Consider the following 20995-nt stretch of genomic DNA (forward strand, 5'->3'; position numbering starts at 1 on the left):
TCCGTCGATGCGCCGCGCCGGTCGGCGGGCGCCACGAGCAGCCGAGAATTAAGCTGCGGATCGGGGCCGTCTTCGGCCCTGCCGACCGTCCGTCTCGTGACGGGCACAGTGATCGGAGCCGCGACCCTCGACAGCCGGGGGCCGCCCGGCCGCTGGACGGTCCGCTCGCTCAGTCACCACTCCTGACCAGGGCGGGCGGTTTCATCATGGGCACGCGGATCGACCGACCGTCTCTGCTGACTCCGCCGGCGACGGTCGCGGCCGACCTGCTGGCCGGGGTCGTCGGGAGCGTATTTCCGGGCCAAACGCTACCCGGAGGCCCGTGGGCTCTGCGGCCCGGTTTCGAGTTGCCGCCACCGGCGGCCCACCCAAGGAGGTTGATGTGGGATCTGGGACGACACCAGCGGCTTCCGACGGGCGACCGTCGAGCCGCGGGGACGACGGGGTTCCGAAGAGGGACGAGCACGGCATGCGGTTGGCGTCGGTCGTGCTGAACGTCTTCGACCTTCAGGCGTCGGTGAGCTTCTATCGCGACCTCCTGGGCCTGCAGACAACCGCCGATGAGAGCACCGCCGCACTGCTGGTCGGGGCCGACGGCTCACAACTGTTCCTGCGGGCGCTCGGGAGCCACGCTGCCCATGTGACGGAAGGAGTCGGCATCCACTCCGTCTTCTGGACGGCCCCGAGCCCGATGGAGCTGCGGCGTTGCGAGCAGGTGCTCAAGGATCGGCACGCCTATGTCGGCACGTACGAGTCCGACGGGTTCGTCTGGGTCGAGGGCCGCGATCCGAGCGGGGTCACGGTGGCGGTGAGCCATCCTGGACCGGATCAGGTCCCGCGTAACCACATCGTCACCCATGTCTACGCGTTGTGACCGTGACCCGCCCCCGAGCTGATCGTGGTGCCGCAGCGGCACGGGCTCGGACATGGACGGCCCCCGGACCGGCTCCCTCTCGCGCGGTCACTGCGACCCCTCCCCCCTGACCGGTCGGTCGGTTCGATTTCAGGCCTGGGGACCGGCGCGAGAGCGACCTCTGCTCGCACCTGAAAGGGGGTGGCCGGATGGCCACCTTGGTAGCCGTGAACGTCGGCCTGCCCCAGGACGTGGCCTGGCAGGGCAAGATCGTCCACACCGGCGTGTGGAAGGCTCCCGTGACCGGTCCCCGCCGCGTGCGCCGACTGAACGTGGACGGGGACGGGCAGGGCGACCTTGCCGGTCATGGAGGCGAGCAGCGGGCGGTGCTGGTGTACCAGTTGGACTCCTACCGCCACTGGCAGGAGCAGCTGGGGCGCGACGACTTCGTGATGGGTCAGTTCGGTGAGAACTTCACCGTCGACGGGCTGCCCGATGATCAGGTGTGCATCGGGGACCGGTATCGCATCGGGGACGCCGTCTTCGAGGTCACCCAGCCCAGAGTCACCTGCTATCGCGTCGGGATGCGGCTTCGGGAGCCCCGTATGGCCGCACTGCTGGTCTCGCACGGCAGGCCCGGCTTCTACTTCCGCGTCTTGACCGAGGGGACCGTGCAAGCCGGGGACGAGATCATCAAACTGAGGACGGGTCCGGAGACTCTGAGTGTCGCCGAGGTCAACGCCTTGCTCTACCTGCCGGGTCATCCCAGGGAGCAACTGGCGCGGGCGCTGCGGATCGAGGCGCTCAGCCCCGGTTGGAAGGCCTCGCTCGAAGCGTTGCTGAGCGATGTCGGGGGCGGCGGCAACGTGGGCCTCACGGCCGCCGCGGCCGGCGGTCCGCCGGCATGGACAGGGTTCCGACGGCTGCGGGTCTCCCAGGTCAGGGCGGAAAGCGAGACCGTGTGCTCCTACACGCTGGCGGCCGCGGACGGCGGCACGCTGCCGATCGCATCGGCGGGTCAGTTCGTCACCGTGCGGCTCCCCCGCCCGGAAGCCGACGCGCCACTGATCCGCACGTACTCCCTGTCCGGGGCACCCGGTTCGGCCGAGTACCGCATCAGTGTGAAGCTCGAATCCCAGGGCGCGGCCGGCGGCTGGCTCCGCGACCATGCAGCCCCCGGCCTCGAACTCGAGGTCGCCGCCCCACGAGGCGTGTTCACGCTGGCGGGCGGTACCGGGCCGGTGGTCCTGGTCTCCGCGGGTGTGGGGATCACGCCGGTGCTGGCCATGCTGCACCAGCTCACGGCCATGCGAACGCGACGCCGCGTCTGGTGGCTGCACGGGGCCCGCAACAGCGCCGACGCACTCTTCATCGAAGAGGTGCGGGAGTTGCTGACACGCCTGCCGCACGCCGAGGCCCGGGTGTGCTTCAGCCGACCGCTGCCCACGGACCGCGCCGGGTTCGACTACACCGACGCCGGAAGGCTGTCCGCGGACCTGGTCAGGACCCTCGGCCTGCCCGAAGACGCCACGGCCTACGTGTGCGGACCGGAAGCCTTCATGGCCGACATGGTCCAGGCCTTGACGGAGGCCGGCCTGAGCCGCGCGCATGTGCGCACGGAAGCGTTCGGGGCTCAGGCCGACCTCACCCCCGGCATCAGGGCCGACGCCCTGGGCCACACCCCCCACCCACCCGAGCACCAGGGCGACGGACCGGTGCGGGCCATGGTCTCGTTCAGCCGCAGCGGACTGACCGTGGCGTGGCGGGAGGACGGGCCGACCCTGCTGGAGCTGGCCGAGGCCTGCGACATCCCGGTGCGATGGTCGTGCCGGACCGGGGTCTGCCACAACTGCGAGACCGCGGCCCTGTCGGGCGCCGTGGCTTACGACCCGGAACCCTTGGACGAGCCCGCCCCGGGCAACGTGCTTCTGTGCTGCTCCCAGCCGCGAACCGACATCGTGCTGGACCTCTAGCCGGCTGGATCTCGCCCCGCGGGCCGCGGTGGCGGCCACCGAGCGGTCGACCCTGGACGGTCTGCTCACCAAGTACGGGCAGCCGGCCGGCCTGCCGGTCTTCGTCTCGGAGACCGGAGTCAACGCACAGGCAACACGATCGCTTCGGCACTGCCGTGATACCGGATCAGCATCCCTGGCTGCATGTCCAGCCGACCGATGACCTGCGCCCACATCAGGACATCAGCAATCAAGAAGGGCAGGAGCCAGCCTGCGCCTCGTAGATCTGCGCACATCTACGCCGGACGGGCACCTCTCCAAACCGGAGAGATGCCCGCATCCTCGCTTGATCTGCCTACCGAGATTGGTCTTCGACCCTACGGCAGGTTGCGGGCCATGACGATGCGCTGGACCTGGTTGGTGCCCTCGTAGATCTGGGTGATCTTCGCGTCGCGCATCATGCGCTCCAGCGGGTAGTCGCGGGTGTAGCCGTAGCCGCCGAGGAGCTGGACCGCGTCGGTGGTGACCTCCATGGCCACGTCGGAGGCGAAGCACTTCGCCGCCGCGCCGAAGAAGGTCAGGTCGGCGTCGACGCGCTGGGACTTGGCCGCCGCCGCGTAGGTGAGCTGGCGGGCCGCCTCCAGCTTCATGGCCATGTCGGCGAGCATGAACTGGATGCCCTGGAACTCCGCGATCGCCTTGCCGAACTGCTTGCGCTCGTGGACGTAGCCCTTGGCGTAGTCCAGCGCGCCCTGGGCGATGCCGAGGGCCTGGGCGGCGATGGTGATGCGGGTGTGGTCGAGGGTCTTCATCGCCGTGGCGAAGCCGGTGCCCTCGGCGCCGATCATGCGGTCGGCGGGGATGCGGACGTTGTCGAAGTAGACCTCACGGGTGGGCGAGCCCTTGATGCCGAGCTTCTTCTCCGGCGCGCCGAAGGAGACGCCCTCGTCACCCTTCTCCACCACGAACGCCGAGATGCCCTTCGACCGCTTCTCGGGGTCGGTCACGGCCATCACCGTGTAGTACTCGGAGACACCGGCGTTGGTGATCCAGCGCTTGACGCCGTTGAGCACCCAGAAGTCGCCGTCACGGACCGCGCGGGTCTTCATGCCGGCCGCGTCGGAACCCGCGTCGGGCTCGGAGAGGCAGTAGGAGAACATGCCGTCACCCGCGGCCAGCGGGGCGAGGTACTTGCGCTTGAGCTCCTCGGAGCCGGACAGCACGACCGGCAGCGAGCCCAGCTTGTTGACGGCCGGGATCAGCGAGGACGAGGCGCAGACCCGGGCGACCTCCTCGATCACGATGACGGTGGCCAGCGCGTCCGCGCCCGCGCCACCGTACTCCTCGGGGACGTGCACCGCGTGCAGCTCGGAGGCGACGAGGGCGTCCAGTGCCTCCTGCGGGAAGCGGCCCTGCTCGTCGACCTCGGCGGCGAAGGGCGCGATCTTCGCCTCGGCGAGGTTCCGGACCGTCTCCCGAAGCATCTGGTGCTCTTCGGAGATCTGGAACAGGTCGAAATCTGTGCTCACGGTCGCTCCCGAGAAGAAGATGGCACTCAGTACCCTTGATTATGCACACTCAGTGCCACGTCGTGGGGGCTGACGCCGGGGTTCTGGTGTTACGTTCTGCACATGGGTGCAGGTAGCGACGCGGGCGAAGAGAGCAAGCCGACGATGCGGGAGTCGCTGGTTCGAGCGGCTTTCCAGCTCTTTCTCGAGCGAGGCTTCGAGCAGACGACCATCGACGACATCGTCTCCCTCGCGGGCGTCGGGCGACGGTCCTTCTTCCGCTACTTCCCCTCCAAGGAGGATGTGGTCTTTCCCGACCACGAGGGCTGTCTCGCGGAGATGACGACCTTCCTGCGCACCTCTCTCGTCGACGGCGACCCCGTCGCCCAGGTCTGCGACGCGGCCCGGCTGGTGCTGCGGATGTACGCGGCGGACCCGGTCTTCTCGGTCCAGCGCTACCGCCTCACCCGCGAGGTCCCCGGCCTGCGGGCGCACGAGCTGGCCGTGGTCTGGCGCTACGAGCGGGCGCTGGCCGGCCACCTGCGCGAGCGCGGCGCGGGCCGCGCCGACGGTCCGCTGCGGGCGGACGTGGTGGCCGCGGCCGTGGTCGCCGCCCACAACCACGCGCTGCGCACCTGGCTCCGGGCCGACGGCCAGGGCGACGTGCAGGCGGCGGTCGACGAGGCGCTCGGCTACGTCGCCCGCGCGTTCGGGCCCGCGCAGGAGCAGGGCGGACACCCGGACGGGCACGGACACGCGGACGAGGAGGTCGTGGTGCTGCTCGCGCGCCGGGGCACCCCGCTGTGGCGGGTGGTCAGGGACGTCGAGGGCGCCCTGGGCGAGCGCTGAGACCGGCGCCGAAGGCGGCGCCGAGGGGGTCGGCAGGCCGCTCGGGGAACGAGGAACGCTCGAGAGGGCACTGAGTGCCTTTACGGGGGGCACTGAGTGCCATACAGTCGTCCCGGCACTCCGCCGCTGAACGACCGCCCCCTCACGTTCACTGGAGCCCCCATGCCCTCGACCCTGTCCTCCACCCTCGCGCCGCTCGTCTTCCCCGGCCAGGCCCGGCCCGTCCAGGACGACGCCCCCGCCCCCGAGCTGCGCTACCACCGCTGTCCCTGGTGCGGTTCCGCGACCGGGCGCGCCGCGCTGCTCTGCCCGATCTGCGGTTCCCCCGAGCTGATCGAGCGCACCAGCGGCGGCACCGGCACCGTGCACCGCCTGATGACCCCCCGTCACCGCGGGTTCGGCGAGATCGAGACGCAGTGCCTGGTGGTCCTGGACGAGGGCTTCACCATCCAGGCCTCCCTGGACGACGTGCTCCCCGGCACCGTGCCCGAGGGCACCCGGGTCCGCCTGGCCGACGAGGGCGACGCCCGCCACCTGCCGATCTTCCGCGCCTGCGCCTGACGCTCCCGCCGCGCCCGCTTCGCTAGGCTGCCCCCACGCCGGGGCGCCGCCCGCACGTCGCGCGGCGCGGCGAAGGGTGAGGACGCGTGAGTTTCACGACCCTGGCGGTCATCGTGACGGCCGGACTGCTCGGCCCGCTGCTGGCACTGCCGACGGCGTGGCGGCTCCCCGTGGTGCTCGGCGAACTCGTCGCGGGCGTACTCCTTGGGCCGACCTTCGTCGGCTACCTGCACGCGGGCGACCGTACCTTCGCCTTCCTCGCGGACATGGGCTTCGCGCTGATCATGTTCGTCGCCGGGGCGCACGTCCCGGTCCGCGACGCGGGACTTCGGGCCGGGCTGGGCAAGGGCGCAATGCGGGCGGCCGCGGTCGGCGTGCTCTCGGTCGCCCCCGCGCTCGCGCTCTCCCGCGGCTTCCACACCGGGCACACCGCGCTCTACGTGGTGCTCTTCGCCTCCTCATCGGCGGCACTGATCTTGCCCATCCTCGACTCGCTCCATCTGGGCGGCCCCGCGCAGCTGGAACTGCTGCCGCAGGTCGCCGTCGCCGACACGGCGTGCATCGTCGCCCTTCCGCTCGCCGTGGACCCCGCGCACGCCGCGCGGGCCGCGCTGGGGGCGGCGGCGGTGCTGGCGAGCGCGGGCGTGTTCTTCCTGGTGCTGCGGGAGGCGGAGCACCGCGGCCTGCGCCTGCGGGTCCACCGGCTCTCGGAGCGCCGGAAGTTCGCCCTGGAACTGCGGATCAGCCTGGCGATCCTCTTCACCCTCGCGGCGCTCGCGGTGCGGACGCACGTCTCGATCATGCTGGCGGGCTTCTCGTTCGGCCTCGTGGTCGCGGCGATCGGCGAACCGCGCAGGCTGGCGAAGCAGCTGTTCGCGCTGACGGAGGGTTTTCTCGGCCCGCTGTTCTTCGTCTGGCTCGGCGCGTCGCTGGACCTGCGGCAGCTGGGCGACCACCCCTCCGCGATCCTGCTCGGCCTGCTGCTGGGCCTGGCGGCCCTGCTCACCCACGCCGCGATGCGGCTGACGGGCCAGCCCGTGGCCTTCGGCGTCCTGGCCGCCGCGCAACTCGGCGTCCCGGTCGCGGCGGCGACCCTGACCACCCAACTCCACCTGGCCCGCCCCGGCGAAGCCGCCGCGTTCATGCTCGGCGCGCTGGTCACCATCGCCGCCGCGACGGCGGCCGGCGCGCTCGCCGCGCGCCGCCAGGCGGCTGCGCCGAGGCCGTAGCCACGCCAGGGGCGCGAGCGAACACCTACGGCGGGCTCACGCGCACACCGCGCGCCAGCCCACGTTGCCGGGGAGCGCTGCCGACGCGGCAGGCGGATTCGACGGGGGCAAGCCACCGGCGTGCACATGTTCCGGCTCGGCGCGGTGTGCTCCTGGGTGGGTGGTCGCTCGCGCAGTTCCTCGCGCCCCCGGGGCCTCGCTCAGTCCGCGAAGCCCTCCGGGGCGCTGCGGGCGATCTCCGCGAGGGTGGTGAGGGCCCGGGTGAGGACCTCGGGCGGGGGTGAGGCGAGGCCGACGCGGACCGCGTTCGGCGCGGAGCGGGGGGAGACCGCGTAGGCCGCGGCGGGGGTGACGCCGATGCCCGCGCGGGCGGCCGCGGCGACGAAGGTGTCCGCGCGCCAGGGGGTGGGCAGTTCCCACCAGCAGTAGTAGGAGCAGGGGTCCGAGCGGAGGGTCTGGCCGGCGAGGGCTTCGCGGGCGCGTCGCTGACGGTCCGTCGCGTCCGCGCGCTTCGCCGCGGCGATCGCGGCGACCGTGCCGTCGGCGATCCAGCGCAGGGCGGCCTCCAGGGCGAAGCCGCTCGGCAGCCACGCGCCCGAGCGCAGCGACGCGGCCACGGCGGCGCGCAGCGCCTGCGGCACCACCGCGAAGCCGGTGCCGAGCCCGGGGGCGACCCGCTTGGAGAGGCTGTCCACCAGCACCACCCGATCCGGCGCGAGCGCCGCGAGCGGTGTCGCGTCCGGGCGCAGGAAGGACCAGATCGCGTCCTCGACGGCGGGCAGGTCGAGCCGCGCCAGCTGCTCGGCCAGCGCCTCACGGCGCGCCTGCGGCAGCGTGACGCCGAGCGGGTTGTGCACGCGCGGCTGCAGGTAGACGGCCCGCAGCGGCGTCGTCCTGTGCGCCTCGGCCAGCGCCTCCGGGACGACGCCGTGGTCGTCGACCGCGAGCGGGACCAGGGTGATGCCGAGGCGCTGCGCGATCGCCTTGACCACGGGATAGGTGAGCGCCTCCACGCCGAGGCGTTGACCGGGCGACACCAGCGCCGCCAGCACTGCCGCGACCGCCTGTCGTCCGCCGCCCGCGAAGAGCAGTGCGTCGGGTGAGGGACGCCAGCCGGCGCCCGCCGGCAGTCCGGCGCAGGCCTCCCGCGCGGCCGGGGTGCCCTCGGCGCGGGCCTGCCGCAGAGCCGCTTCCAGGGCGTCGGGCCGCAGCAGCGGGGCGAGACCGGCGGCGAGCAGGGCCGACTGCTCGGCCACGACCGGGTAGTTGAGCTCCAGGTCCACCCGCGCGCGGGACGGCTCGGCGAGCGGGAGGTCCGCACCCGGCAGGCCGAGGGTCGCCCGGACGAAGGTGCCGCGGCCGACCTCGCCCACGGCCAGGCCTCGGCGGACGAGTTCGGCGTAGACGCGACCGGCGGTGGAGGGCGCGATCCCGCGGCGGCGCGCGAAGGCGCGCTGGGTCGGGAGGCGGTCGCCGGGACGCAGCCGCCCCGCGGCGATGTCCGCGCCGATCCCGTCCGCGATCAGGCGGTAGTCGTCGCGGCGTTCGACGGGCGCGTCGTTCATCGCGTGCATTCCTCCCCATTGCACCGAGCGCAAAACAATCATTGCACCGATCTGAGGCTACCGCCTAGCCTCGACCCATGGACGCCATCACCGCGCACGCCGAACTCGGCATCGCCGCCGTCGCCCTGGGCATGGTGCTCACCCCGGGGCCGAACATGATCTACCTCGTCTCGCGCACGATCGTGCAGGGCCGCCGCGCGGGCCTGATCTCGCTCGCCGGGGTCGGCACCGGCTTCCTGGTCTACCTCGCCGCGGTGACGGCCGGCATCGCGGCCCTCTTCGCCGTGGTTCCCGCCCTCTACACGGCGATCAAGCTCGCCGGCGCGGCCTACCTGCTCTGGCTCGCCTGGAAGGCCGTCAAGCCGGGCGGCACGGCGGTCTTCGAGCCGCAGGCGCTGCCGGAGGACTCGCCGCGCCGGCTCTACCTGATGGGCTTCCTGACCTGCCTGCTCAACCCGAAGCTGGCAATTCTCTACATCTCGTTGCTGCCCCAGTTCGTGGACCCGTCGCGCGGCCACGTCGCCGAGCAGAGCCTGCTGCTGGGCCTGACCCAGATCGTCATCGCCGTCTCGATCAACGGCCTGATCGCGATGAGCGCCGGGACGATAGCCTCCTTCTTCTCCCGTCGACCCGCCTGGCTGCGGGTGCAGCGCTACGCGATGGGCACCGTCCTCGGCGGCCTGGCCCTGCACATCGCCGCCGACCGCGCCAAGGCCGTCGCCGCCTGAGCCCCGCCTCCTCCGCCCCCCCACCCACCCACCCGCACGCCGGACTCCCGGTGTTCTCCCAGGTCAGGCACTCTGGACTATTAGCTCTCACTGAGAGGTAATTGAGGGGTGACGACCGCCGAAGGCACGGAGGACGCCCCGGAGACCCGGAGCCAGGACCCCGCGACCGCCGAACTCGCCGAACTGCTGCCCGCGATCCAGCGCCTGGTGCGCCGCAGGCTGCGGGCCGGGCTCGCGCAGCCGCGGCTGCGCGGCGCGCAGGTGGAGCTGCTGCGGCTGGTCTCGGCGCGGCCCGGCCTGCGGGTGTCCGAGGCCGCGCAGGAGCTGTTCCTGGCCGGCAACTCGGTGTCGACGCTGGTCAACCAGCTGGTCACCGCCGGACTCCTGCGCCGCGAGACCGACCCCGACGACGGGCGCGCGGCCAGGCTGCACGCCCGGCCCGAGGGCGCGGCCAGGCTGGCGGCCTGGGACGCCCGGCGCGGCGCACTGCTGGCCGACCAGCTCGGCCGCCTGGACGAGTCGGACCGCCAGGCGCTGACCGGCGCCATTCCGGCCCTGCGCCGCCTGGCCGAGGGACTGCGTGAGGAGCCCTTCGTATGAGCGACCCCCTGAGCACGACTCCCCCGCCGGCCGGGTCCACGCCGGAGACGGATCCCGCATCACAGCCCACGTCGCCGCCCGACGCGCCGCCCGCGGTGCGCTGTTCGGGCCTGGAGTACGCCTTCGGCGACACCAAGGCCGTCGACGGCCTGGACCTGGACGTCGCCCAGGGCGAGACCTTCGGGCTGCTCGGCCCCAACGGCGCGGGCAAGACCACTGCCATCCGCGCCATCACCACCCTGCTGCCGGTCCCCGCAGGCCGGGTCGAGATCTTCGGCCTCGACTGCGCCCGACGCCGGATGCCCGTGCGCCGGTTGCTCGGCTACGTCCCCCAGCAGCTGTCCGCCGACAGCGGGCTGACGGGCCGTGAGAACGTCGAACTGTTCGCCCGCGTCTTCGACGTGCCGCGCCGCGAGCGCCGCGCCAGGGCGGCCGAGGCGCTGGCCGCGGTCGACCTCGCCGACGCCGCCGACCGCCTGGCCGGCACCTACTCCGGCGGCATGGTCCGGCGCCTCGAGCTCGCGCAGGCGCTGGTCAGCGCGCCGCGCCTGCTGATACTCGACGAGCCGACGATCGGCCTGGACCCGCTGGCCCGCAGCGGCGTCTGGGAGTGCATCGCGCAGGTCCGCGCGGCGACCGGGATGACCGTCCTGGTCACCACCCACTACATGGACGAGGCCAACGAGCACTGCGACCGGGTCGGCCTGATGCACCGCGGCCGGATCCGCGCGGTCGGCACCCCGGCCCGGCTCCGCGCCGACCTGGCCGCCGAGCTCGGGGCGGACCCCGAGCGGATCAGCCTCGAGGACGTGTTCCGCCACCATGCCGGCAGCGGCCTGGCCGGCGCCGACCGGCCCGACACCGAGGGAGGGGATTTCCGCGATGTCCGTCGTACCCGCGCCGCCGCAGCCCGGGTCCGCTGAACGGGGGCCCGAGCAGGGGCTGCAGCTCCACCTGCTGCTCACCCCGCCGCCCGCGCGGAGCGCCTGGCGGCTGGTGCTCGCCCGCATGCTCGCCATGTGCACCGTCGAACTGCAGAAGCTGCGCCACGATCGCACCGAGCTCTACACCCGCGCCGTGCAGCCGGCCCTGTGGCTGCTGATCTTCGGCGAGACCTTCACCCGGATCCGGGCGATCCCCACCGGCGGCATCCCCTACCTCGACTACCTGGCTCCGGGGATCATCGCCCAGTCGGCGATGTTCATCGCCATCTTCTACGGCATCATGATCATCTGGGAGCGGGACTCCGGGGTGCTGACCAAGCTGCTGGTCACCCCGACGCCCCGGGCGGCGCTGGTGACCGGCAAGGCCTTCGCGGCCGGGGTGAAGTCGGTGATCCAGGCCGTGGTCGTGGTGGTGATCGCGGCGCTGCTCGGCGTCAGCCTCACCTGGAACCCGCTCAAGCTGGCCGGGGTGGCGGTGGCCGTGATCCTCGGCTCGGCGTTCTTCTCCTGCCTGTCCATGTCGATCGCCGGGATCGTGCTGACCCGCGACCGGCTGATGGGCATCGGCCAGGCGATCACCATGCCACTGTTCTTCGGCTCGAACGCCCTGTACCCGGTGGCCGTCATGCCGGGCTGGCTGCAGGCGGTCAGCAAGGCCAACCCGCTGAGCTACGAGGTCGACGCGCTGCGCGGACTGCTGCTGGGCACCCCGTCCCATCTGGGCGCGGATTTCGGGGTGCTGACGCTGGCCGCCGTGCTGGGCGTGACCGCCGCGTCGCTGCTGATGGGACGCCTGGCGAAGTAGCGGAGAACAAGGGACGGCGTCGCCGGAACGGCTACGCTGAGCGCATGCCCCTGGTGTGGCGGGAGCGCCCCGCGTCGACGGACGACGGCAGTGTGCTGCTGGTGCTGCACGGCGGCGACGAGACGGGCCTGAGACCGCCCTCCCGACTCAACTCCCCGCTGCTGCGCCTGCGTCCGTTCGAGCGGGCGGTGCGGCGCGCCCCGCAGGGCGGGACGGTCGGCGTGGCCGAGGTGGCGTACCTGCACCGGGGCTGGAACGGCGAGCGCGCCGACGCCGCGGTCGACGCCCAGGCGGCGCTCGACGAGCTGGTCCGGCAGATCGGCCCCGCGACGCCGGTCGTCCTGCTCGGCCACTCGATGGGCGGCAGGGCCGCGCTGCGGATCGGCGGGCATCCGTCCGTCGCCGGGATCGTCGCCCTGGCGCCCTGGTGCCCGCGCGGCGAGCCGGTCGAGCACCTGGCCGACCGCCGCGTGGTCGTGGTCCACTCCGACCACGACCGGGTCACCCCGCCCGGCGAGTCCGCGGAGCTCGCCCGGCGCGCCCGCGCGGCCGGCGCGAACGTCGCCCGCTGCGTGATCCCCGGCAGCGACCACGCCATGGCCCGCCGGGCCCGGACCTGGCACCGCCTCAGCACCCTCCTGGTCGGCGGCCTCCTGGGCCACTGGCCCCTGCCCGCCCCCGTCGCCAAGGCCCTCGCCCGCACCGGCGAGGATCCTGCGGACCTCGACCTGACGCTCCCGCTCTGGAGCTGAGCCGCCCCACGCGCCGACCCGACCCGACCCGGCCCCGCCGTCGTCGTCGTCAGAGGCTGGCGACGAGTTCCGCGGCCGGGTAGGGCGTGCTCTTGCTGCCGTTGAGCAGGCCGCCGCAGAACGCGTCGAAGAGCAGGGCCGTGCGGGCGTGACGGTCGACGAGTCCGGCGACCGCGGGCGCGAGGGTGTCGGGTCGTGAGCCGGAGATCCAGGCGCGGAGGAAGTCCAGGTGCTCCGTCCGGTCCCTGACGCCTTCCAGCAGGTGGCAGCGGAGCAGATGGCTGACGGTGTAGAAGTGGTCGTAGTGCCGGTGCTCGGCCAGGAATGCGCGCTCGGCGGCGGAGAGCTCGAAGCGGGAGCTGAGGGCGAGTCCGAAGTCGGCGAAGTAGAGCCGCCGCCCGTCGGTGAGCACGTTCGCGAAGTGACCGTCGAAGTGGACCAGCCCGCGTTCGCGCATGAACGCCGTGCCGCGTTCCAGTCGCCGCTCCGCCCAGACGGCCGCCGCAGGCAGATCGTCCTGGGCTTCCAGCCACGCGCCCAGCGTCTGCGGCACGTGTTCGAGGAAGAACACCAGACTCGCCGAGGAGTCCGCGATCGCCTCGAGCCGTTGCCGCACGGCCGCCGAACCGTCCCAGTGGGCGACCGCGCCCTCGATGCCGCCGAGGTAGTCGACGAAGCCCTCCGGCGGGGTGTCGGGCAGCACCCGCCAGTGGTGCATCAGCGGGAAGTCCGGGTGGACGTCGGCCAGGACCCAGTCGGTGGTCATCGTGTGCACGGCCAGCTCGCGCCACGCCCCGAAGCCGCAGGAGCCCACCCCGTACTGGTAGAAGAGCGGCAGTCCGAACAGGTTGGCGGTCGAGCGCCGGTGCTCGGGGCGCAGTTCCAGGTCGGTCAGCGGCACCCGCTTCACGAAGACGCGGGTGCCGTCGACCTCCAGTTCCCCCGCCCGGCCGCCGATGCCGTCGCCCACCGGCACGGCCGTGGCGACGAGCTCGGCCGCCCGCACGTCGCTGAGCAGCGCGAGCGCCGTGGAGACCCTGCCGTGGGCGGCGAGTCTGGCGTCACGGTCGGCGGTTGCGGGCACGCGCATGGGATTCCCCTCGTCCGGCGGGCGCAGCGGGCACACTGATCCCCAGGCAGCTGCGCACGAAGGCCACACGCTACCCAAACGTCACTGTGCCCAGAAATCGGACTTTCCAGGCACGTGCGAGGTCAGCGTCGCGGTGAGGGGCCGAGGGGCGGTGACGGCGGCCGGGCGGGGCGTCAGATGTCGCGGAAGGTCTCGATCCGCGCGCCGATCGAGTTGAGCCGGTCGGCCAGGTCCTCGTAGCCGCGGTTGATCACGTAGACGTTGCGCAGCACCGAGGTGCCCTCGGCGGCCAGCATCGCCAGCAGCACGACGACGGCCGGACGCAGCGCGGGCGGGCACATCATCTCGGCGGCGCGCCAGCGCGTGGTGGGGCCCTGGACCAGCACCCGGTGCGGGTCGAGCAGCTTGACGTTCGCGCCGAGGCGGTTGAGCTCGGTGAGGTAGATGGCGCGGTTGTCGTAGACCCAGTCGTGGATCAGGGTGTCGCCGTGTGCGGCGGCGGCGATCGCGGCGAAAAAGGGCACGTTGTCGATGTTGATGCCGGGGAACGGCATCGGGTGGATCTTGTCGGCCGGGGCGGTGAGCTTGGACGGGCGGACCGTCAGGTCCGTCAGCCGGGTGTGGCCGTTGCGGGCCAGGTACTCCTCGCTGCGGTCGTAGTCCAGGCCCATCTCCTCCAGCACGGTGAGCTCGATCTCCAGGAACTCGATCGGCACCCGGCGGATCGTCAGCTCGGAGGAGGTCACCACGGCGGCGGCGAGCAGGCTCATCGCCTCGACCGGGTCCTCGGCGGGGGCGTAGTCGACGTCGCAGGAGATCTGCTCGACCCCGTGGACGGTGAGCGTGGTGGTGCCGATGCCCTCGACCTTGACCCCGAGGCGCTCCAGGTAGAAGCAGAGGTCCTGGACCATGTAGTTGGGGCTGGCGTTGCGGATCACCGTCACGCCCGGGTGGCGGGCGGCCGCGAGCAGGACGTTCTCGGTGACGGTGTCGCCGCGCTCGGTCAGCACGATGGCGCGGGCGGGCGCCACGCCGGGCTCGACGTCGGCGTGGTAGGAGCCCTCGGTGGCGGTGACCTTGAGACCGAACCGGCGCAGCGCCGCCAGGTGCGGGCCGACGGTGCGGGTGCCGAGGTCGCAGCCTCCGGCGTAGGGCAGCCGGAAGTGCGGGGCGAGGTGCATCAGCGGGCCGAGCAGCATCAGGGCGCTGCGGGTGCGGCGGGCGGCGTCGGCGTCCATCGCGTCGAGGTCGAGCTGGGCCGGCGGGGTGAGTTCGAGGTCGCTGCCGTTGTTGATCCACCGGGCCTTGACGCCGATGCTGGTCAGCACCTCGAGGATGCGGTAGATCTCCTCGATCCTGGCGACCTGGCGCAGCGTGGTGCGGCCGGTGGTGAGCAGCGAGGCGCAGAGCAGCGCCACTCCTGCGTTCTTGCTGCTGCGGACGTCGATCGAGCCGGTCAGGCGACGGCCGCCGGTGACGCGCAGGTGCATCGGGCCGGCGTAGCCGAGGGAGACGATCTCGCTGTCGAGCGCCTCGCCGATCCTGGCGATCATCTCAAGACTGAGATTCTGCTGCCCTCGCTCCATCCGGTTCACGGCGCTCTGACTGGTGGTCAACGCCTCGGCGAGCTCGGCCTGGGTCAGACCTTTGTGCTGGCGGGCGGTACGAATGAGCTTGCCGATACGCGCGAGGTAGTCATCAGTCACGTGCGTCACACTATCTCAGATCTGAGATGTCAACCACGCGCGCCCGGGTCGGTCAGGATCCGGCGGACCGTCAGTAGCCCGGCCCCCAGCAGCGGGCCGCGCCTACCCAGGGCCGAGGCGCGCAAACCGTCCGCGTCCCAGGGGCGGACCCTGACCCGGGCGGCGAGCTCCGCCCGCATGGGCGGAAGCAGCCATTCGGCGAGCTCCGCGTAGGCGCCGCCGAGGACCAGCGCCGAAGGGTCGACCAGGTCGACGGCCGCCGTCAGGGCCAGGCCGATGGCGCGGCCGGCCCTGGTCAGCGCATCGATCGTATGCGGATCGGCGGCGCGGGCGCGTTGCGCCAAAGCGGTGACGGGGTCCGCTCCCTGAGGGTCCAGAGCCGCCTCCCGCAGGACCGCCGCCTCGCCCGCGTACAGCTCAAGACAGCCGCGTGCTCCGCATGCGCACGGTGGTCCTTCCGGGTGAACCGGCAGGTGTCCGAGCTCTCCCGCGAAGCCGCGCGCACCCCGGAACAGCCGGCCGTCGACGACCAGCGCCGCGCCGATGCCGACGGCCGCCGACACGTGCACGAAGGTGTCGCCGACCGCGCCGGCGGGGCGGCCGGCCCACAGTTCGGCGAGCGCACCGAGGTTGGCCTCGTTCTCGACCTCGGGCACGGCGTCGGGCCAGGGCCAGTGGTCGGCGGGGTCCATCGCCTCCCAGCCGAGGTTGGCCGCGCGCTCCACCGCGGCGTGCGGAGCGGCCGCGGAGTCCGGAACCCCGGCGAGGTCCGCACGGGCCTCCGCGTGGGCGAGGGCGGCGGTGGCGCGGCTGACCACGCCGGGGACGGCCAGCACCCGGCCGGCCACGGACAGGCCCAGCGCCGCGGCCTCGACCTCCGCCTCACGGCCGAGCGCGGCCAGCTCCGCCAGGACCTCACCGGCGGGCCGGCCCGCGTTGCCGCGCTCGACGCGCCGCCAGACGCGGGCCCGGCCACGCAGATCGACCGCGCAGGCCCCGAGATGGGTGACGCCGACCTCCAGGCCGAGCCCGCAGGGCCCGCGGTCGCTGACCGCCAGCGCCCGGCCGGGCCGCCCGACCCGGCCGCTGGGGGCGCTCTCGGCCTCCACCAGCAGCCCGTCGGCGATGAGTTCGTCGACCAGGCTGGAGACGGCAGCGCGGGTCAGGCCGGTCCTTCCGGCCACGTCGGCGCGGGAGAGCGGCGCGTCGGCGTCGGCCGCGGAGACCGTGCCGAGGACCAGGGCCAGGTTCTGGCGCCGCATGCCGCGCTGCGAGGCGGGCCCGGCCGCTCCGCCCGGCGCTCCACCCGCCACCCCGCCCGCCGCACCCGCGCCGCGCTGCCCCGCCCGCTCCCGCACGCTGCTCCCCTCCGCACGGCCCACGCACCGCGCGTCCGCGTCCGCTGCCGTCGGCTGCCCGCCGGCCCGGTCCGTTCCGGTTCGGCCCGGCACATGATGATCAGCCTACGACCTCGCCCCCGGCCCGGCTCCCCGCCCCCTTCCCGCTGCACCCCTCGCCGTCTCAGCGTCCGACGTAGGCCGCCAGGTGTTCGCCGGTCAGCGTCGAACGGGCGGTCACCAGGTCGGCCGGGGTGCCCTCGAAGACCACCCGCCCGCCGTCGTGGCCGGCCCCGGGGCCGAGGTCGATGATCCAGTCGGCGTGCGCCATGACGGCCTGGTGGTGCTCGATGACGATGACCGACTTGCCGGACTCGACCAGCCTGTCCAGCAGACCGAGCAGCTGCTCGACGTCGGCCAGGTGGAGGCCGGTGGTCGGCTCGTCCAGGACGTAGACGCCGCCCTTCTCGGCCAGGTGCGTGGCCAGCTTGAGCCGCTGCCGCTCGCCGCCGGAGAGGGTGGTCAGCGGCTGGCCCAGGGTCAGGTAGCCGAGCCCGACGTCGACGAGCCGCCCGAGGATCGTGTGCGCGGCCGGGGTGTGCGCGTCCCCTGCGCCGAAGAACTCCTCGGCCTCGGTCACCGGCATCGCCAGCACCTCGCTGATGTCGCGCCCACCGAGGTGGTAGTCCAGCACGGAGGCCTGGAACCGCTTGCCCTCGCACTCCTCGCACACGGTCGCGACGCCGGCCATCATCGCCAGGTCGGTGTAGACGACGCCCGCGCCGTTGCAGGTGGGGCAGGCGCCCTCGGAGTTGGCGCTGAACAGGGCCGGCTTGACGCCGTTGGCCTTGGCGAAGGCCTTGCGGATCGGCTCCAGCAGCCCGGTGTAGGTCGCCGGGTTGCTGCGGCGCGAGCCGCGCATCGGGCTCTGGTCGACCGAGACCTCTCCGGCGTCGCTGTGGATCGATCCGTGGATGAGCGAGCTCTTGCCGGAACCGGCCACACCGGTGACCACGACCAGCACGCCGAGCGGCACGTCCACGTCGACGTCGCGGAGGTTGTGCGAGCTCGCGCCGCGGATCTCCAGCGTGCCCTTGGGCTCGCGCACGGTCTCCTTCAACGCGGCGCGGTCGTCGAGGTGGCGACCGGTGATGGTGTCACTCGTGCGCAGGCCCTCGACATCGCCCTCGAAGCAGACCGCTCCTCCGGCCGTGCCCGCGCCCGGTCCGAGGTCGACGACGTGGTCGGCGATCGCGATGGTGAGCGGCTTGTGCTCGACGACCAGCACCGTGTTGCCCTTGTCCCGCAGCCGCAGCAGCAGGTCGTTCATCCGGTGGATGTCGTGCGGGTGCAGGCCGGTGGTGGGCTCGTCGAAGACGTAGGTGACGTCGGTGAGCGCGGAGCCGAGGTGACGGATCATCTTCACCCGCTGCGCCTCGCCGCCGGAGAGCGTCCCCGAGGCGCGGTCGAGCGAGAGGTAGCCGAGCCCGATCTCCACGAAGGAGTCGAGGGTCTGCCGCAGCGTGGCGAGCAGCGGAGCGACCGAGGGCTCGTCCAGCCCGCGGACCCACTCGGCCAGGTCGCTGATCTGCATCGCGCAGGCGTCGGCGATGCTCACCTTGCCGATCTTCGAGCGCCTGGCGCCCTCGGCGAGCCGGGTTCCGTCGCAGTCGGGGCAGACCGCGAAGGCGACCGCGCGGTCCACGAAGGCCCTGATGTGCGGCTGCAGCGCGTCGACGTCCTTGGACAGCATCGACTTCTGGATCCGCAGGACCAGGCCCTCGTAGGTCTGGTTGATGCCGCCGATCTTCATCCGCACCGGCTCGTGGTACAGGAAGTCCTGCAGCTGCTTCTTGGTGAACTTCCCCACCGGCTTGTCCGCCGGGTAGAAGCCGGACTCGGCGTAGAGCCGGTAGCCCCAGCCGCCCGCGGTGTAGCCGGGGATGGTGATCGCGCCCTCGACCAGCGACCTGGTCGGGTCGTAGAGCTGGGTGAGGTCGATGTCGGAGACCGAGCCCCGGCCCTCGCAGCGCGGGCACATGCCGCCGGTGATGCTGAAGCTGCGCTTCTCCTTCACCGTCTGCCCGCCGCGCTCCACGCTGATCGCGCCCGCGCCGCTGACGGAGGGGACGTTGAAGGAGTAGGCCTTGGGCGAGCCGATGTGCGGCTTCCCGAGCCGACTGAACAGGATCCGCAGCATCGCGTTGGCGTCGGTGGCGGTGCCGACCGTCGAACGCGGGTCGGCGCCCATCCGCTGCTGGTCCACGATGATCGCGGTGGTCAGGCCCTCGAGGACGTCGACGTCGGGCCGCGCCAACGTGGGCATGAAGCCCTGGACGAAGGCGCTGTAGGTCTCGTTGATCAGGCGCTGGGACTCGGCGGCGATCGTGTCGAAGACCAGCGAGCTCTTGCCCGAGCCCGAGACGCCGGTGAAGACCGTCAGCTGCCGCTTGGGGATCTCGACGCTGACGTCCTTGAGGTTGTTCTCCCGCGCGCCGTGGACGCGGATCACGTCGTGGGCGCCGTCCCCCGCCTTCGCGGCCGACCGCGTCCCCGTCCCTGCGTCCGTCCTGCTGGCCCTGCTCATCCTGTCCTGTCTCCCTCTCCCGGGCACGGCCCGGCGTGACTCTCCCCTGACACGGCCGTCGCGCACGCCGGCCGGAGCCGACGTGCGCGACGCTTCCTTCCTCACCCCGTACCCGCGTCAGCGCGGGACGGGCGCGGACCTCACCGAGGGTCCTGCAGCACCCCGAGCACGTTGCCGTCCGGGTCGGTCACCGTCGCCACCAGGCGGCCGCCGCCGACGTCGTGGGCCGGCTCCTTCAGGACGGCGCCCGCGGCGGTCAGCTCGGCCAGCTTGGCCTCGATGTCGTCCACCTCCCAGTAGGAGACGGGCGCGGTCATGCCCTGCTGCGCGCCGCCGGGGACCAGCCCGATGTGCTGTCCCTGGGCCTCGAAACCGACGTAGTACGCCTCGTCCGCCTGCGGCGCCATGCCCAGCAGCGCGGCGTACACCGCCTTCGCCTTGGGCAGGTCGGAGACGGGGTGCAGGACGGTCTTGATTCCCTTGGTGGGAGAGTCGGACATGGTCACTCCTCAAGTCACGGGTCGGTTCGGCCCGGTGGGATGGTAGGGCTTGAAGACCAGCGGACAGCCCGACATTCGCGCCCCCGCCCATCATCGCGTCGACAGCACGGCAGGTCCCGCAGGCCGCGCGTGTCGCGGCCGGGAAGACCGGTGCCACGCCCGGACGATGAGGCGGAGCGAGGTGCTACCGGTCGGTGCTGCCCATGTCGGCCACCCTAACCGCGGGGCCCGGCCTCCGCTTCTCCAATCCTGATCCGTCCGACGCGACACGCCCGGCGGCGGCCCGCTCCTCCGCCCCGGCCAGCACGAAGTAGACCAGCGGCAGGCCCAACTCGAGGGCGCCGAGCACGATCTGGAACCACTGCGGCCACCCGTGCTCGGCGAGCGAGAGCAGCCTTCCGATCCCGCCGAGCAGGAAGACGGCGGCCAGCCAGCGGACCGGCGCCGCCGGGATCGGCCGCTGCCGGGCGGCCCAGAGCCACGCGAGTCCGTACCCGGCGAAGGCGGCGCCCATGAAGCGGCCCCAGCTGTCGATCGTGGTCCCTGCTGACCCGGCGCCCGGGATCGCCGCGTTGCCGAGCACGAAGTGGAACAGCCCGATGGCCACGCACGACCAGCCCATCAGCACCACCAGCACGCGAAGCGTCCTCGCCATGGTCCTCACCCCGTGATCTAAGTTGACATGTGTCTACTAGAGCGCGTTCCAGCATAGGCGCGACAAGTAGACGCGTGTCAAGTAGCGTCGCGTAGGCTGACCGCGTGCCCCCCCGCAAGCGCCTCACGCCCGCCGACCGCCGCGCCCAGCTCCTCGCCGTCGGCGCCCGGTGCTTCGCCGCCCGCCCCTACGAGGACGTACTGATGGACGAGGTCGCCGGCCAGGCCGGCGTCTCCCGCGCGCTGCTCTACCGCCACTTCCCCACCAAGCAGGCGCTCTTCGCCGCCGTCTACCAGCAGGCTGCGGACCAGCTGCTCGCCGAGACCCGGATCGACCCCGCCGACTCGCTGGTCGGGCAGCTGGTCCAGGGCATGGACGTGCACCTCGACTACTTCGTGGCCAACCGCCACGCCGTGCTGACCGCCAACCGCGTCCTCGCGGGCGATCCGGTGATCCAGACGATCATGACCGACGAACTCGACGCCCTGCGGGCCCGGCTGCTCGCCGTGCTCCCCCTCGCCGACGAGGCGTCCCGCGCGGCCGTCTCCGCCGTGCTGCGCAGCTGGCTCGTCTTCGTCCAGGTGCTCGTCGTCGACTGGCTCACCGAGGAGACCTGCACCCGCGAGCAGATCCGCGACGTCTGCGTCGGGGCCGTACTCGGCGCGCTCCGCCCGCTTCTTCCCGACGACACGGACCCGGCGGCGGCTCCCCCTGCTCCCCAGTCCGACCGAGATGTGGAACAGTAAGCAGCTGGTAAGAGGACTGTCCGGCGCC

Annotated in this window: 19 protein-coding genes; 11 read left to right on the top strand and 8 right to left on the bottom strand. The window is 72.7% G+C overall.

All coding sequences use genetic code 11. The features are described 5' to 3' along the window. The first annotated feature begins 382 nt into the window (after positions 1 to 382). Together BS83_RS27035 and BS83_RS27040 are read left to right on the top strand one after the other, a co-directional pair. On the top strand, positions 383 to 874 hold the full coding sequence (locus tag BS83_RS27035; RefSeq protein WP_408641036.1) for a VOC family protein: 492 nt from the start codon (positions 383 to 385) through the stop codon (positions 872 to 874). A 188-nt stretch (positions 875 to 1062) separates the two neighbouring features. Beyond that, positions 1063 to 2826: an MOSC and FAD-binding oxidoreductase domain-containing protein gene (locus BS83_RS27040; RefSeq protein WP_037606100.1), complete on the top strand. Its 1764-nt coding sequence runs from the start codon at positions 1063 to 1065 to the stop codon at positions 2824 to 2826. 356 nt (positions 2827 to 3182) lie between these two features. On the opposite strand, the gene BS83_RS27045 is transcribed toward BS83_RS27040, so the two are convergent. Then, a complete protein-coding gene (locus BS83_RS27045; protein WP_269664867.1) occupies positions 3183 to 4334 on the bottom strand; it encodes an acyl-CoA dehydrogenase in 1152 nt (383 codons plus the stop codon). Positions 4335 to 4436: 102 nt separating this feature from the next. Here BS83_RS27045 and BS83_RS27050 point away from each other — a divergent pair, with 102 nt between their 5' ends. The 3 genes from BS83_RS27050 to BS83_RS27060 all read left to right on the top strand — a co-directional run bounded on the left by BS83_RS27050 (position 4437) and on the right by BS83_RS27060 (position 6952). Further along, entirely contained in the window at positions 4437 to 5162 is a 726-nt protein-coding gene (locus tag BS83_RS27050) for a TetR family transcriptional regulator (protein WP_037606102.1), read from the top strand. 162 nt (positions 5163 to 5324) lie between these two features. Then, a complete protein-coding gene (locus BS83_RS27055; RefSeq protein ID WP_037606103.1) occupies positions 5325 to 5723 on the top strand; it encodes a Zn-ribbon domain-containing OB-fold protein in 399 nt (132 codons plus the stop codon). Positions 5724 to 5809: 86 nt separating this feature from the next. Continuing rightward, positions 5810 to 6952 (top strand): cation:proton antiporter, encoded by a 1143-nt coding sequence (locus BS83_RS27060; RefSeq protein ID WP_037606104.1) that lies wholly within the window; start codon positions 5810 to 5812, stop codon positions 6950 to 6952. A gap of 200 nt (positions 6953 to 7152) precedes the next feature. Here BS83_RS27060 and BS83_RS27065 read toward each other — a convergent pair whose 3' ends face one another. After that, a complete protein-coding gene (locus tag BS83_RS27065; RefSeq protein ID WP_037606105.1) occupies positions 7153 to 8517 on the bottom strand; it encodes an aminotransferase-like domain-containing protein in 1365 nt (454 codons plus the stop codon). A gap of 77 nt (positions 8518 to 8594) precedes the next feature. Here BS83_RS27065 and BS83_RS27070 point away from each other — a divergent pair, with 77 nt between their 5' ends. The 5 genes from BS83_RS27070 (at position 8595) to BS83_RS27090 (ending at position 12346) form a co-directional block, all read left to right on the top strand. Further along, positions 8595 to 9245 carry a LysE family translocator gene (locus BS83_RS27070; protein ID WP_037606106.1) on the top strand — a complete coding sequence of 217 codons (651 nt, stop codon included), beginning with the start codon at positions 8595 to 8597 and terminating at the stop codon, positions 9243 to 9245. Between the two features lie 108 nt (positions 9246 to 9353). Further along, positions 9354 to 9845, top strand: coding sequence for a MarR family winged helix-turn-helix transcriptional regulator (locus BS83_RS27075; protein ID WP_037606107.1), 492 nt, complete (start codon positions 9354 to 9356; stop codon positions 9843 to 9845). Beyond that, the gene (locus BS83_RS27080; RefSeq protein ID WP_084714140.1) at positions 9842 to 10768 is read left to right on the top strand and encodes an ABC transporter ATP-binding protein; all 927 of its coding nucleotides are present in this window, start codon (positions 9842 to 9844) and stop codon (positions 10766 to 10768) included. Before BS83_RS27075 ends, BS83_RS27080 begins: the two co-directional genes overlap by 4 nt. Next, positions 10728 to 11594 carry an ABC transporter permease gene (locus BS83_RS27085; RefSeq protein ID WP_037606108.1) on the top strand — a complete coding sequence of 289 codons (867 nt, stop codon included), beginning with the start codon at positions 10728 to 10730 and terminating at the stop codon, positions 11592 to 11594. Before BS83_RS27080 ends, BS83_RS27085 begins: the two co-directional genes overlap by 41 nt. Positions 11595 to 11638: 44 nt before the next feature. Further along, the gene (locus BS83_RS27090; RefSeq protein WP_051944053.1) at positions 11639 to 12346 is read left to right on the top strand and encodes an alpha/beta fold hydrolase; all 708 of its coding nucleotides are present in this window, start codon (positions 11639 to 11641) and stop codon (positions 12344 to 12346) included. 49 nt (positions 12347 to 12395) lie between these two features. Here the strand turns inward: BS83_RS27090 and BS83_RS42210 are convergent, their stop codons facing one another. From BS83_RS42210 to BS83_RS27120, 6 genes are all read right to left on the bottom strand, one after another. Then, on the bottom strand, positions 12396 to 13436 hold the full coding sequence (locus BS83_RS42210; protein WP_051944056.1) for a protein kinase family protein: 1041 nt from the start codon (positions 13434 to 13436) through the stop codon (positions 12396 to 12398). A gap of 173 nt (positions 13437 to 13609) precedes the next feature. Continuing rightward, positions 13610 to 15142 carry a UDP-N-acetylglucosamine 1-carboxyvinyltransferase gene (locus tag BS83_RS27100; RefSeq protein ID WP_037609939.1) on the bottom strand — a complete coding sequence of 511 codons (1533 nt, stop codon included), beginning with the start codon at positions 15140 to 15142 and terminating at the stop codon, positions 13610 to 13612. Positions 15143 to 15171: 29 nt separating this feature from the next. Beyond that, complete coding sequence (locus tag BS83_RS27105) at positions 15172 to 16404, bottom strand: ROK family transcriptional regulator (RefSeq protein ID WP_051944057.1); 1233 nt, start codon at positions 16402 to 16404, stop codon at positions 15172 to 15174. A gap of 259 nt (positions 16405 to 16663) precedes the next feature. Next, on the bottom strand, positions 16664 to 19066 hold the full coding sequence (locus BS83_RS27110) for an ATP-binding cassette domain-containing protein (RefSeq protein WP_037606110.1): 2403 nt from the start codon (positions 19064 to 19066) through the stop codon (positions 16664 to 16666). 140 nt (positions 19067 to 19206) lie between these two features. Further along, complete coding sequence (locus tag BS83_RS27115) at positions 19207 to 19566, bottom strand: VOC family protein (protein WP_037606111.1); 360 nt, start codon at positions 19564 to 19566, stop codon at positions 19207 to 19209. Between the two features lie 184 nt (positions 19567 to 19750). Next, a complete protein-coding gene (locus tag BS83_RS27120) occupies positions 19751 to 20221 on the bottom strand; it encodes a DUF4345 domain-containing protein (RefSeq protein ID WP_084714143.1) in 471 nt (156 codons plus the stop codon). A 104-nt stretch (positions 20222 to 20325) separates the two neighbouring features. Between BS83_RS27120 and BS83_RS27125 the strand changes: the two genes are divergently transcribed. After that, positions 20326 to 20967 carry a TetR/AcrR family transcriptional regulator gene (locus tag BS83_RS27125; protein ID WP_037606112.1) on the top strand — a complete coding sequence of 214 codons (642 nt, stop codon included), beginning with the start codon at positions 20326 to 20328 and terminating at the stop codon, positions 20965 to 20967. Positions 20968 to 20995: the final 28 nt, after the last annotated feature.

It is taken from the genome of Streptacidiphilus rugosus AM-16, assembly GCF_000744655.1.
GTDB classification, from domain to species: domain Bacteria; phylum Actinomycetota; class Actinomycetes; order Streptomycetales; family Streptomycetaceae; genus Streptacidiphilus; species Streptacidiphilus rugosus.

Coding starts and splice junctions, on each gene's coding strand:
- BS83_RS27040 (WP_037606100.1), top strand. CDS start 1,063: ATGGCCACCTTGGTAGCCGTGAACGTCGGCCTGCCCCAGGACGTGGCC.
- BS83_RS27050 (WP_037606102.1), top strand. CDS start 4,437: ATGGGTGCAGGTAGCGACGCGGGCGAAGAGAGCAAGCCGACGATGCGG.
- BS83_RS27055 (WP_037606103.1), top strand. CDS start 5,325: ATGCCCTCGACCCTGTCCTCCACCCTCGCGCCGCTCGTCTTCCCCGGC.
- BS83_RS27065 (WP_037606105.1), bottom strand. CDS start 8,517: ATGAACGACGCGCCCGTCGAACGCCGCGACGACTACCGCCTGATCGCG.
- BS83_RS27070 (WP_037606106.1), top strand. CDS start 8,595: ATGGACGCCATCACCGCGCACGCCGAACTCGGCATCGCCGCCGTCGCC.
- BS83_RS27080 (WP_084714140.1), top strand. CDS start 9,842: ATGAGCGACCCCCTGAGCACGACTCCCCCGCCGGCCGGGTCCACGCCG.
- BS83_RS27085 (WP_037606108.1), top strand. CDS start 10,728: ATGTCCGTCGTACCCGCGCCGCCGCAGCCCGGGTCCGCTGAACGGGGG.
- BS83_RS27090 (WP_051944053.1), top strand. CDS start 11,639: ATGCCCCTGGTGTGGCGGGAGCGCCCCGCGTCGACGGACGACGGCAGT.
- BS83_RS42210 (WP_051944056.1), bottom strand. CDS start 13,436: ATGCGCGTGCCCGCAACCGCCGACCGTGACGCCAGACTCGCCGCCCAC.
- BS83_RS27105 (WP_051944057.1), bottom strand. CDS start 16,404: ATGCGGCGCCAGAACCTGGCCCTGGTCCTCGGCACGGTCTCCGCGGCC.
- BS83_RS27110 (WP_037606110.1), bottom strand. CDS start 19,066: ATGAGCAGGGCCAGCAGGACGGACGCAGGGACGGGGACGCGGTCGGCC.
- BS83_RS27115 (WP_037606111.1), bottom strand. CDS start 19,566: ATGTCCGACTCTCCCACCAAGGGAATCAAGACCGTCCTGCACCCCGTC.
- BS83_RS27120 (WP_084714143.1), bottom strand. CDS start 20,221: ATGGCGAGGACGCTTCGCGTGCTGGTGGTGCTGATGGGCTGGTCGTGC.